A 12,163-nucleotide genomic window follows, 5' to 3' on the forward strand; every position below is an offset into this window, starting at 1 on the left:
CCTTCCCGATTTACATACCCTACAACTCGCCGGCGATCCGCCGCACGGCAGCCCCGGCCCGGGCATAGAGCGACGGCAGATCGACCGTCGACAGCCGGCCGCCGTCGACCACCACTTCGCCGTCGACCACCACCGTATCGACATCGGCCGCCTTGGCACAATAGGCCACGTTGGCTACGACGTCGTGCTGCGGATGATAATAAGGCCTCTGCGTCGAGAGCAATACCAGATCGGCCAGCGCACCCTCCTTCACCACGCCCAACTCGCCGGCATGGCCGATGGCGGCCGCACCGCAGACCGTCGCCATGCGGAGCAGTTCGTAGGCCGGCACGGCACAGGGATCCATCGTCGTCACCTTTTGCAGGAACGAAGCGTTGCGCATCTCCTCCCACATGTCCAGATCGTTGTTCGAACTGGGGCCGTCGGTGCCCACCGTACAGTTCACCCCTTCGGTGCGCAGCCGTTCGATCGGCGCGACGCCGCTCGCGATCTTCATGTTGCTCGTCGGACAGTGGGCCACATGTACGCCCCGCTCGCGCAGGATGCGGCGATCCCCGTCAGTCAGGTGCACGCAGTGTGCGGCGATCAGCCCCCCGTCGAGCACTCCCAGCGAATCGAGATACTCCACGGGCGTCGCGCCGTAACGCTCGCGGATCATGCGCACCTCGTCGAGCGTCTCGGCGATGTGCGTCGTCATCGGGATGCCGTAACGACGGCAGGCCTCCATCCCGCGCCGCAGATTCTCCGCCGAACAGGTGTAGGCGGCATGAGGCGCCAGTCCCGCACGGATGCGCGACGATCCCTCGCACTTCTCGACGAGCGCGGGCAGGTCGCTTTCGAAGGCTTCGAGCCGCGTATCGAGGTAGCTCGCACAGAGCAGCGCCCGCATCCCCGCGCGATCGACCGCATCGAAAACCGCCGCCTCCGACCAGTACATGTCCACGACCGACGTCACGCCGCCCAGCAGCATTTCGGCCGCGCCGAGCAGTGCGCCCACGCGGATGTCGTCGTCGGTCTGGCGCGCTTCGAAAGGCCAGATATGGTCGTTGAGCCACTCCATGAGGGCCATATCGTCGGCATAGCTTCGTTGGAGCGTCATGGCCATGTGGCAATGGGTATTCACTAGTCCGGGCATCAGGATTCCGCCCCGGCCGTCGATCTCGCGCGCGCCGGCGTGCGCCGCACGCCACGCTTCGGCCGCAGCCGCATCGGCCGTCACCAGTGCGATGCGGCGTCCCTCGACGCCGACGTACCCGTCGAAACAGTTCGGTTCGCCGGCTGCCGCCGTCATCGGCAGCACCTTGCAGTTTCGGAAAAACAGTGTCATAATTTCTTTACGTCGATCGAATTTCCCCGCACCGTAAGGACATTGCGCCCCTCGATCGAGGTGGAAAAGATTTGAATCACCTTGCTGAAAGCCCCGGGCTCCTTCTTGTGCGGCTCGTAGATCACCTTGACGACGCCGCGCTCGCCCGGTGCTACGGGCCGTTTCGAGAAGGAGGCTTTCGTGCAGGTACACGAAGTCAACACGCGCAGCAGCACCAGCGGTTCCGTCCCGTCGTTCACGAATTCGAACTCACGCACCAGATTACCGCCCTTGCGGGGGATGTCGCCGAAATCGTGCGTCGTCTCGTAGAAATGGAGATGAGCGCCGCCCTGCACGCGGCCGGCGTAGGTCGCGGCGATCGAATCGGCCTTGATACGTGCGGCGCGGCGCTGTGCCGCCGCACCCGCCGACAAAAACAGGCAGAGCGTCAGCAGAAACAGCGCTTTGCCGCCGAACGGGAACGGTGTCCGGCCGTATACGGCGACCGGCGGTCGGGAAGAGACATTTCGCATCGTCAATTCATTTTGAATACATAGGTTATCATACCGCCCTGCACGAAGCTGGCGCTCTCGGTAAAGCGGGCCTTCATCGCCGCACGTTTGGCAGCCTCCACCAGCGTGGCGTTGCTCGTCGTCGATCCCTGCGCGTGAAACTCGGCGCTCGTCACGCGCCCCGCAGCGTCGACCGTCACGTCGATAATCACCTTGCCCGTCACGTTGGCCTTGTAGTCGGGTTTGGGGAGCGCCCCCACCAGCCCGCGCCCTTCGAGCCCCTTGTCGAGGTTCCCGCTCACCGCATCGAGCCCCGAACCGGTTCCGGAAGCCGTGTTCGCCTTCCCCTCCGGCGCTTTGGGATTGCCCGTATCTTCGGGCTCGTCGGGGCCGTCCTTGGCCATCTTGAAGAGTGCCTTGGGATTGACCGTCCGCGTCGCCTCGTCGGAACCTTTGGCCTGATCGAACGACTCCTCGTCGTCGATCTGCGTATGCTCCGGTTCGACGACGGCCGGGCGGGACGGAACGGGCGGATCGGGGACCTTCGGCTCCTCGAACTCGACCAGAATCGCATCGGCCTGCCGTACCGGCAGGCTCGCATCGACCGATACGAACAGAAACGCCGCGGCCAGCAGCGCGCCGTAGAGGCCGGCCGCCAGCCACGCCCACCGGCGCGAAGAGTTGTTATCGGGGTTGTAGTACTGCATGGCGTACCGTTCAGGGTTGCGTGGCCAGAATCAACTTGTAGTTGCGGTCTTTGGCGATGTTCATCACCTTGACCACCTCGTCCACCGCAACGGTCTTGTCGCAATGCAGCGAAACGGTCGGATCCTCCTTCCCGTCGAGCCGCACGCGCAGCGCCTGCTCCACGCCGTCGATCCCGCTGACCTTCTCCAACTCCACATAATAGTTGTACCCGCTGCCGGCCTGCTGGATCGAAACCGTGGTGATCGCCTTGTCTTTAAGCTGGTTGGCGCTCTTGGGAAGCATTAGCTTCAACGCGTTGGGATTGATGAGCGTCGTGGCGATCAGCAGGAACAGCAGCAGCAGGAACATCAGGTCGGTCATCGACGCCGACGAGTAGGACTTGTCTACCTTCGAACCGTGTTTAATAGCCATAACATACTATTTTTGAACGGGTTGATTCAGAATATCCATGAAAGCGATCGAGTTGGCCTCCATCTGGAAGACCAGCTTCTCGATCCGTGCCACGAGGTAGTTGTAGCCGAAATAGGCGGGAATGCCGACGATCAGACCGGCGACCGTCGTCACCATCGCCACGTACATACCGCCCGCCAGCAGCGACATGTCGACCGTACCGCCCGCCGCCGACATGTCCATGAAGGTCTGCACCATACCGAGCACCGTACCCAGAAAACCGATCATCGGCGCGCCGCCGGCGATCGTCGCCAGCGAGGGCAGTCCGTTTTCGAGTTTCGACACTTCGAGATTGGCCACATTCTCGATGGCCGACTGCACGTCGCTCATCGGACGCCCCAGCCGTTCGATGCCCTTCTCGATCATGCGGGCGATCGGCGTGTCGGTCTTGCGGCAGAGATCCACCGCAGCTGCGATCTTGCCGTCGAGGATGAAATCGCGGATGCGGTTCATGAAGTTCATGTCCAGCGTCGAGGCCTTGCGGATCGCCAGAAATCGCTCCACAAAGATGAAGATCGTAACGCCGCCCAGAATCAGCAGCGGCCACATCAGCCAGCCTCCCTTGGTAAACAACTCCCACAAACCCATTCGGGCCTCTTCGGTGGCCGCGACTTCGGCGGCCTGCAAAAATGTAATCATAACGTACGCAAAATTATTTATTTAAGTTCTTGTCTTTTTTCACCGAGGCGGAAGAGACCGTATCGGCCGGCGACGCTCTGCGTACCGAATCGGCCGCACGCCGGCGTTCGACGAGCCGCAGCGAATCGGCGGCCTGCCGGCGTTCGAGCAGCTGCTGTCGCTTGCGGCGGCTGCGGAACTTGTTTTTCAACCGCTCTTTGAGGTCTTTCAGGTTATTGAAATCCTCCTTGTAATAGATGCCGATGCCGGTCTCCTGCAAACCCTGGTTCTCGTCGAAACGGTCGATGGTCTGCGTGAACCCCTTCAATTTGAGCGTTCCGGCACGGTCGATCAGCCACGTGACATAGGCCTCGCCCATGAAGTTGGACATCTGTTTATTGACTGCCTGCGAGTTGTCGAGCATGTAATTGCCCTCCACCTCGACGAACAGACGGTTGTTTATCAAGCTTTTCGAGAACCCAAAATCGACCTCGTCGCCCGACAGCTCCGACTTGGGACGGTAGCGGAAGACGATGTTGTAGTCGTCGGTCGAAAGCCAGTTCGACAACTGGTTCGACAACAGTTCGAAACCGGTCGCGGCCGAAGCCGCAGCGCCGAGGTTGTTTCCGCCGCCCGACGTGTCGGAATGGAAACTGTTGGTAACGAGCAGGAACATGAACTGTTCGGCGATGGCCGACTGCGTGTTGAGCGTATTGGCGATGATCGTCTGGTATTCGGCGTCGGCCGTAGGCACCTTCACGTCGAAGGTGACGGTCGGATGGGTCAGCCGGTCGCTCAGATTGATGATGCACTCGACGGGTACCGCACGGTTGAGATTCATGTCGCCGCCGCCCGACGAGACACTCGTACCGATGAGCGGTTGCAGCGAGGTTTTGAGTTTGTAGACGGCGTTGATATTGAGCCGCGCGTCGAGCGGCTCGCCCGTCCACTGGATCGTCGACCCGTTCTCGATGATGAAACGCTTGTTGATGATGTTCTGGAGCGTGAAGAGATAACTTCCTTCGGTGATCGTATAATCGCCGTACATCTCGAAGACGTTCGAACGGGGATTGATATGCAGATTGAGCGTTCCCTCGCCGCGCCCCTTGATGATGTCGCCCACCGTGGGATCGATCACCAGCTGGAAGTCGGCGTTGGGCCGCACGTTGAGCGTCATGTCGATATCCATCGAATTGCCCTCGATGGCCTGGGGCTTGTGCTTGCGTTCGAACATCAGCTTCTTGCGTTCGAGGATGTTCAGCGTATCGGCCTTCTGCTGCGGCGTCTCGAAGGTGATGAAGTCGGCGCGCGCGACGTTCGACTTGCTCGAAAGCGGCAGGAAGAAGGCCGAATCGTCGTCCGTCGTCGCCACGATGTCCATACGCACGCTCCCCTTGTCGCCCGCGACGGTCGCGCGCCCCGTGGCGAAGACCCTGCCGTAGAAGAGGTCGTTGTCGTTCTCGGTGGTGTTGAGCACCAGCATCCGCCGGGGCTGCATCGTCAGCGAATAGGAGATATTCGACAGATGTTGCAGATTGAGGTCGAAATCCATGATCCCCCGATTGCCCAACTGATCGGCCACCTGCACCTGCTGCATCCGAAGCCGGTTGTTCTCCACCGTGAGCAGCGCTTCGGACACATCGTAACCCACCTGCGTATAATCGACCTTCGTATGGAAATCCCGTATCCGGATCGCACCCGACAACTGCGCCGCACGCCGCTGACCGGTAAGCGTAAGCGCGGCCTCGGCCACTCCCCGCGTATCGGAGATCACCCCTTTGAGCATCGGATCGAGCAGGTTCATGCGGATCCCCGGAAACCGCGCTTCGGCATAGTAACGCACCGTCGCAGGGGCGTAGAATCCGCGTATGAGCGTATCGCGCTTCTCCCGATCGGTCACCGTCAGCCGCGCGCGGTCGTTCTTGAAATCCCACATCGAGGTGAAACGCATCGGCGGCGCCGGGATGTCGTTCACCTCGACGCTGTCCATTCGGATGTCGGCCGTGATCTCGGTACCTCCGAGCGCGGATTTCACCACCGCCTGACCGTTCGTGCGCCCCTCGATGACATAACCCATGTTTTCGACGATCTGGGTGAACGGCGCGAGATCGAAATTCTTCAACCGCAACAGCACCGAATCGCGCCGGTGGCGCGAAGCCACGCCGTCGACCAGCAACTCCTGATCCCTGTTCATCACCAGGAACCGGTCGACCGCTATGCGCGCCGTATCGATCTGAATGTTGCGGGCGAAGATCTGCCACGTCGTCCCCTTGCGGCTGATGTGCGACGGCAGCAGCCGCACGTCGACCGACCGGCCTCGCTGGGGCGACTGCCCGACGAGCGCTTCGAGCCCCAGCAGAGCCGAGACGCGGGCCGTCGTATCGTTGAATCCCGCCGACAGCCGCAGGCGGTCGCTGCGCGCACCGCCCATGACCGACAGCTGCGGCATGTGAAACGTCCCGACGTAGAAATCCTCCGAACGCAGATAGACCGACAGCGAATCGCCGCGGTTCGTCGCATTGAGATTCAGCCGCGTGGCGAGCATCCGCTCGCGTTCGATGTACTCCGAAGTCGCTTTGAGCGACAGTTTGTCGTTGGCGGGATTGAACAACAGCCGCAACTGCGATCCGTCGGCGATTTGCAGGCCGTCGGCCACCGCGTCGGCCACCGGCGTGAAGTGCTTCACGTCGACCGACAGCACCGAATAGTCGTCCACGACGCTCACGGCGCCGGCGGCCCGTTTGCGTGCCTTCCGCTCGTCATAGAGCAGCGGGATGTATTTTTCGAGGCTCGACCGCAGATATTCGAAGACGGTCTTGTAATCGGTCCGGCTGCGGAAGGTCGCGTCGGCGAATTCCGACTGCAACGACAGGTATTTGCTGCCGGCACTGTTCTGTCCGTCCAGCGTAAGCCGCGTCGTGCGGAGCGTATCGGCATTGTAGCGGTAGACCACGTCGCCCACGGTCACCTTGCCGTTCAGGTCGTCCAGCGTCCGTCCCGAAGCGCGCGCCTCGACCAGCGCCGAAAGCACCGAGACGCTGTCGCGGCGGTTGAGATGCATACGGGCAAGGTCGGCGTGGATCAGATCCAGGTCGAAATCGTAGTGCGGCCGTTCGGGATTGAATCCCACCTCGCCCTGAAAATCGAACCGGAGCGCCGGATCGTCGGCCCGGACGTGCCCGTTGAAGGTCTTTTCGGTCAGGCGGCCGCCGAAACGCAGCGAATCGTAGTCATAGCCGTTGAATTCCAGCTGCGAAACGCTGCCGTCGACGCGCGCGTCGATCAGCCCCTTTCCCACGACGCCGTTCAACCCCGCCTCGCAGCTGACGCTTCCCAGATTCGGCTGCTCCAACAGCTCCCCGACGCGGAATCCGGTCACCGCGATACGCCCCTTCACCGGACGCAGACGACGGCGGTCGGCGGGCTGCATCGCCAACTCGGCCTCTGCCGAACCGACGGGTGCCGACAGGGCGAATTTCGAATCGAACGAAGCGAGCGTTCCCTCCACCTCGCCGGTCAGCCGCAACGCACCGGCACGATCCATCATCGCGGACATCTTGGCCGATAACTCCTTACGAGCGACATTGGCGGCGATTTGGCCGAGATCGGCCGCCTCGGTAGTCACGTCGTCGAACGTCAGAGAGAAGTGCGTATCGTCGATCTTCGGCAATCCCGTCACCCGTCCGCGCGCATGCACGCGGCTGCTGCGTCCGAACGAAAGGCTTTTCAGATCGGCGTTGAAATCGGAAACCACGCCGTCGAAGAGCAGGTTGATGTTGCGCAACGTCAGCCGCCAGTCGCGCAACTTGGGCGAGAAGTAGGCTACGTCGTCGCTCGAAAGCATCGAATTGCGCACCTCGACCGTCATGCTCACCCGATCGACATACTCCTTGTATTCGGCCCACGAATCGCCCACGATCGAGACCGCAGGGATCGAGACGTTCGAATGCGGCGTTACCAGCCGCGCGTTTTCCATACCGATACAACCGTTGGCCAGAAAGAATTTCCCGCCGAAATCGTCGATCTCGAACCCGCTCTTCTCGCGTGCGGAAAACCGGCCGATCTCGGCGCCGACAGCGCCGCCGTCGATGGTGAAATTGTCGATCACGGCGTCGATGTCGCGGATGTCCATATCCGAAAAATCGATCCCGTAAACCGGATTGCGATGTTGAAGTTTTTCAAGACGGAATTCGAGGTTCTCGACCGTGAGCGCGGAAATCGAAAGACGGAAATCGCTCTCTTTCTTCTTCTCCTTCCGCCCCATACGCGACACGATCTGCTTGACGTTCATCACGCCGTCGGGCATCTCCCGAAGATAGAACTTCCCGTCGGTCAGCCGGCCGTGACGCAACGTGAACCCGTTGCTGAAAATGCCGAACTGGGTGATGAAGGCGTGCAGCTTACCGACGTAGAGCAGCGTATCGCCGCCGTAATCCTCGACATAAAGTCCTTCGAGCGTGATCCGGTCGAAAATCCCGATATCCACCCGATCGATACGGACGACCGTTTCGAGTTTGCGCGACGCGAACTGCGCGGCCCTGCCCACGACGAAGTTCTGCACGGCGTTGATGCTCAGCAGCAAAGACAATGCAAGCGGAAGTACGATCAGCAACAAAACCGCCGCCGATAACACTTTCCCCAATATTTTCGTAACTTTGCGCATGGCAAAACGCCCGTTTAACTGGCAAATTTAACGATAATTCGTCAAAAAAACGAAAAAACACCGAATATAACTATGGATATAACCATCCTCGGCATCGAGTCTTCGTGCGACGATACGTCGGCGGCCGTCATCCGCAACACGACGCTGCTGTCGAACGTCATCGCTTCGCAGGCCGTGCACATGAAATACGGCGGCGTGATTCCCGAACTGGCCTCGCGCGCCCACCAGCAGAACATCGTCCCCGTGGTCGACACGGCCCTCAAAGAGGCCGGCGTCGCACCCGACGAGCTGGACGCCATCGCCTTCACGCGCGGGCCGGGACTGCTCGGTTCGCTGCTCGTGGGCGTGTCGTTCGCCAAAGGGCTCGCCCTGGCGCACGACATCCCGATGGTCGAGGTGAACCACTTGCAGGGACATATCCTCTCGCATTTCCTCGACCTGCCCGACCGGACGCTGCCCCACCCCGACTTCCCGTTCCTCTGCCTGCTCGTCAGCGGCGGACATACGCAGATCGTGCGGGTGGACTCGCCGCTGGAGATGGAGATCGTCGGCACGACGATCGACGACGCCGCAGGAGAAGCGTTCGACAAGTGTGCCAAAGTGATGGGACTCGGTTATCCGGGCGGGCCGGTGATCGACCGGCTGGCCAGGGAGGGCGACCCCGAAGCCTTCCGCTTCGCGCACCCCCACGTCGACGGATTCGATTTCTCGTTTTCGGGACTGAAAACGTCGTTTCTCTATACGCTGCGCGACGCCGTGGCCGACGACCCCGATTTCATCGACCGTCACAAGGCCGACCTCTGCGCCTCGCTGCAACATACGATCGTCGAGATACTGCTCAAACAGCTCGTCCGCGCGGCCAAGGAGTACGACATCCGCGACATCGCCGTCGCCGGCGGCGTCTCGGCCAATTCGGGCCTGCGCAACGGCGTAGTCGAAGAGGGCCGCCGACGGGGCTGGCGCACCTTCGTGCCGGAGTTCCGCTTCACGACCGACAACGCCGCGATGATCGCCGTGGCGGGTTATTACCACTACCTCCACGGCGACTTCTCCTCGCTCGACGTGTCGCCCGTGGCGCGCATCGAGGAGCTGATGTGACCCCGCCGTCCGGATTACCCGACGGCTTCCGCCGGCCATGCGGAAGCCGCATACGGTCCCGGAAGCAGACGTCGTCCGACGACGAAAATGAGGAATCGCCGGCGCTGCAACAGAGAAAAAGGACATTTTTTCGGAAATTTCATCTAACTTTTTATTACCTTTGCCGGAAATAATTTTGGGCATGGGACGACGGTGTCCGGCGAAACCGAACGTCATGTCGGTTTCGCGCGCGGCGCACAGGCGTTGCCAGCCCGCATGACAAACAGCCCGCAACGGGACGATTCCCCGTTTCGGTCTGCCAAACTTTAACCGATATATCAACAATGATGAAATCACTCAAAATCGGCGATCTGCTGGCTCGCACGCCCATCGTTCAGGGCGGAATGGGCGTCGGCATCTCGCTTTCGGGACTGGCCTCGGCCGTCGCCAACGAAGGCGGCGTGGGCGTTATCTCCTCGGCCGGACTCGGTGTCATTTACCGCGACTATTCGCCCGACTACAACATAGCGAGCATCTGGGGGTTGCGCGAAGAGTTGCGCAAGGCCCGCGAAAAGACGCGCGGCATCATCGGCGTCAACGTCATGGTTGCCATGTCCAACTTCGCCGACATGGTGAAAACCGCCATTCAGGAGAAGGCCGACATCATCTTCTCGGGTGCCGGGCTGCCGTTGAACCTGCCGTCGTTCCTCACCGAGGGCTGCCGCACGAAACTGGCGCCGATCGTCTCGTCGGCCCGTGCCGCGAAACTCCTGTGCGAAAAGTGGCTGGCCAACTACGGCTACATTCCCGACGCGATCGTCGTCGAAGGGCCGAAGGCCGGCGGCCACCTCGGCTACAAGGCCGATCAGATCGAGGACGAGCACTACTCGCTCGAAGAGATCCTGCCCCCGATCGTGGAGGAGGTGCACGCCTTCGAGGCGGCGCACGACTGCCATATCCCGGTCATCGCCGGCGGCGGCGTCTACACGGGCGAGGACATCTACAACATTCTGCAACTGGGGGCCGAGGGGGTGCAGATGGGCACCCGCTTCGTGGCCACCGAAGAGTGCGACGCCGATCCGGCGTTTAAGGAGAGCTACGTGCATGCACGCAAGGAGGATATCGAGATCATCCAGTCGCCGGTCGGTATGCCGGGGCGTGCGATCCACTCGTCGTTTCTGGAAAAAGTGAAGGCGGGGCTGAAACGGCCGAAATCCTGTCCGTTCAACTGTATCAAGACCTGCGACGTTTCGCGCTCGCCCTATTGCATCATGCTGGCGCTCTACAACGCCTTTCGCGGCAGGTTGGAGAACGGCTACGCCTTCTGCGGTGCGAACGCTTGGCGGACGGAGAAGATCCAGAGCGTGCGCGAACTGATCGCTTCGCTGCGGAAAGAGTACGAGAGTTTTTCACTGCGCGACCGACTCTTCCCGAATAAGGGCTGAGCCTCATCCCGAACAGAAATTCGAAAAGAGCGACGAATCGTCGCTCTTTTTTGATGTCGGTTACCCGTCTTTTTCGTACCTTTGCCGCCGTTTATGAATATTCATCTTAAAAATCGACTCATGAAAAAATTTTTCCACTCCATTTCAACCATGATGCTTCTGGTCGCACTGACAGGAATGGGCTTGGCCTCGTGCAGCGAAAGTCCGGAGGCTCCCGAAGATCCGACCGAAAACCCCGACGACGAGGATAAAGGCGACGGCAGCGAGGGTGAAGGCGGCGACGAAAACAAGACCGTCGAACTCAACTACACCGTCGCCGAGGCCGCCTACTGGGGCGACGATTACATGGAAGACGGAACGTCCAACCTGATCGTCTACCTCTACGACTCGCCCCGCGACGAGGACGGCGTCCATACGGGGCCGAAGGATCATTTCAATATCGACATGAACCTTCCCAATTTCAACGGCGGCGAATTGCTGATTCCCGCGAGATCCTATCCGATCGGCGAACCCGAAGTATATGCGCCCAATACGCTCGAACCCGGCTTCGCCGACGAATTCGAGATCGGAGGTGTCCTCTACGGCGACTACTACGGTGTCTTCCACCAGGTCATCGACGCCGAGCAGAACGAAACCTATGAAATGGTCAGCGAAGGCGAGATGACCGTCGGCTATGAGAACGGCGTCTACACGATCGACGCGACCTTCACCACCGAGGAGGGCGTCGTCTACCACGTCACCTACAAAGGAGCCATTACCGTCGACGACGAATCGCTCGGCGAACCGGACGATGAAGATTGGTACAGTACGCTCACCGACGACGTCGAGGTGGACGCCCTTACGCAGGGACAGCTCTATTATATGGGGGCCGACGATAAGTCGTCGCTCTTCGGCATTCTGCTCGGAACCGAAGGCGTTACCCTTTCGAACGGCACCGGCACGGGCGAACTGATGCAGTTTTTCGTCAATGCCGACCCCGATGCCGTCAAGGAACTTCCCGCAGGCAAATACGAGATCGTCCCGCGCAGCGCCCCGATGGAGCCCGAAACGGTAATAGAAGGCTACAAGGAGGGGAATCAGCTCGGCGGATCGTGGTATTTCGAACTAGAAAAGAACTTGACGGTCAATCGCGCCCCCGCCTACGAGGGAACGGTAACGATCGGGCACACCGAGAATACGCTCGACTATACGGTCGATTTCGAGTTCTACGACGACAATCTAGACGAAGGATACATCGTATCGGGGTCCTTCTCCGGCAAAATGGAGTACATCTACGACGCAGGGACGCTTCAAGCCAAAGGCGGACGGGTGACCGCTCCGCGGCGGCCGGCCGACAAGCGTGCGGCACGTATACGCCGATAGACGGCGTGTTTCGAAAGTTACG

9 protein-coding genes are annotated in these 12,163 nt (G+C 60.7%); 3 read left to right on the forward strand and 6 right to left on the reverse strand.

Annotation, left to right across the window (positions count from 1 at the left end; translation table 11 throughout):
- Positions 1-19: 19 nt before the first annotated feature.
- Genes FMF02_RS00885 through FMF02_RS00910 form a run of 6 tightly spaced genes read right to left on the reverse strand, consistent with a single transcriptional unit; the run spans position 20 to position 8,209 of the window.
- The gene (locus tag FMF02_RS00885; RefSeq protein WP_141411890.1) at positions 20-1,327 is read right to left on the reverse strand and encodes an amidohydrolase; all 1,308 of its coding nucleotides are present in this window, start codon (positions 1,325-1,327) and stop codon (positions 20-22) included.
- Positions 1,324-1,839 carry a DUF1573 domain-containing protein gene (locus FMF02_RS00890; RefSeq protein ID WP_081584295.1) on the reverse strand — a complete coding sequence of 172 codons (516 nt, stop codon included), beginning with the start codon at positions 1,837-1,839 and terminating at the stop codon, positions 1,324-1,326. The genes FMF02_RS00885 and FMF02_RS00890 overlap by 4 nt, the downstream gene beginning before the upstream one ends.
- Before the next feature lie 2 nt (positions 1,840-1,841).
- A complete protein-coding gene (locus FMF02_RS00895) occupies positions 1,842-2,525 on the reverse strand; it encodes a TonB family protein (protein ID WP_141411891.1) in 684 nt (227 codons plus the stop codon).
- 10 nt (positions 2,526-2,535) lie between these two features.
- The gene (locus FMF02_RS00900; protein WP_019130985.1) at positions 2,536-2,937 is read right to left on the reverse strand and encodes an ExbD/TolR family protein; all 402 of its coding nucleotides are present in this window, start codon (positions 2,935-2,937) and stop codon (positions 2,536-2,538) included.
- Between the two features lie 6 nt (positions 2,938-2,943).
- Positions 2,944-3,615, reverse strand: coding sequence for a MotA/TolQ/ExbB proton channel family protein (locus FMF02_RS00905; protein ID WP_141411892.1), 672 nt, complete (start codon positions 3,613-3,615; stop codon positions 2,944-2,946).
- 13 nt (positions 3,616-3,628) lie between these two features.
- The gene (locus FMF02_RS00910; RefSeq protein WP_141411893.1) at positions 3,629-8,209 is read right to left on the reverse strand and encodes a translocation/assembly module TamB domain-containing protein; all 4,581 of its coding nucleotides are present in this window, start codon (positions 8,207-8,209) and stop codon (positions 3,629-3,631) included.
- A 120-nt stretch (positions 8,210-8,329) separates the two neighbouring features.
- Here FMF02_RS00910 and tsaD point away from each other — a divergent pair, with 120 nt between their 5' ends.
- The 3 genes from tsaD (at position 8,330) to FMF02_RS00925 (ending at position 12,141) form a co-directional block, all read left to right on the forward strand.
- Entirely contained in the window at positions 8,330-9,355 is a 1,026-nt protein-coding gene (gene tsaD / locus FMF02_RS00915) for a tRNA (adenosine(37)-N6)-threonylcarbamoyltransferase complex transferase subunit TsaD (RefSeq protein WP_141411894.1), read from the forward strand.
- A gap of 326 nt (positions 9,356-9,681) precedes the next feature.
- Entirely contained in the window at positions 9,682-10,779 is a 1,098-nt protein-coding gene (locus FMF02_RS00920) for an NAD(P)H-dependent flavin oxidoreductase (RefSeq protein ID WP_019130989.1), read from the forward strand.
- Between the two features lie 120 nt (positions 10,780-10,899).
- Positions 10,900-12,141 carry a hypothetical protein gene (locus FMF02_RS00925; RefSeq protein ID WP_141411895.1) on the forward strand — a complete coding sequence of 414 codons (1,242 nt, stop codon included), beginning with the start codon at positions 10,900-10,902 and terminating at the stop codon, positions 12,139-12,141.
- Positions 12,142-12,163 lie beyond the last annotated feature (22 nt).

It is taken from the genome of Alistipes communis, from assembly GCF_006542665.1.
GTDB classification, from domain to species: Bacteria; Bacteroidota; Bacteroidia; order Bacteroidales; family Rikenellaceae; genus Alistipes; species Alistipes communis.

Excerpts from the sequence above, each read along its gene's own strand:
- FMF02_RS00895 (WP_141411891.1), bottom strand. The coding sequence starts at position 2,525 with ATGCAGTACTACAACCCCGATAACAACTCTTCGCGCCGGTGGGCGTGG.
- FMF02_RS00900 (WP_019130985.1), bottom strand. The coding sequence starts at position 2,937 with ATGGCTATTAAACACGGTTCGAAGGTAGACAAGTCCTACTCGTCGGCG.
- FMF02_RS00920 (WP_019130989.1), top strand. The coding sequence starts at position 9,682 with ATGAAATCACTCAAAATCGGCGATCTGCTGGCTCGCACGCCCATCGTT.
- FMF02_RS00890 (WP_081584295.1), bottom strand. The coding sequence starts at position 1,839 with ATGCGAAATGTCTCTTCCCGACCGCCGGTCGCCGTATACGGCCGGACA.
- FMF02_RS00925 (WP_141411895.1), top strand. The coding sequence starts at position 10,900 with ATGAAAAAATTTTTCCACTCCATTTCAACCATGATGCTTCTGGTCGCA.
- FMF02_RS00885 (WP_141411890.1), bottom strand. The coding sequence starts at position 1,327 with ATGACACTGTTTTTCCGAAACTGCAAGGTGCTGCCGATGACGGCGGCA.
- FMF02_RS00905 (WP_141411892.1), bottom strand. The coding sequence starts at position 3,615 with ATGATTACATTTTTGCAGGCCGCCGAAGTCGCGGCCACCGAAGAGGCC.
- tsaD (WP_141411894.1), top strand. The coding sequence starts at position 8,330 with ATGGATATAACCATCCTCGGCATCGAGTCTTCGTGCGACGATACGTCG.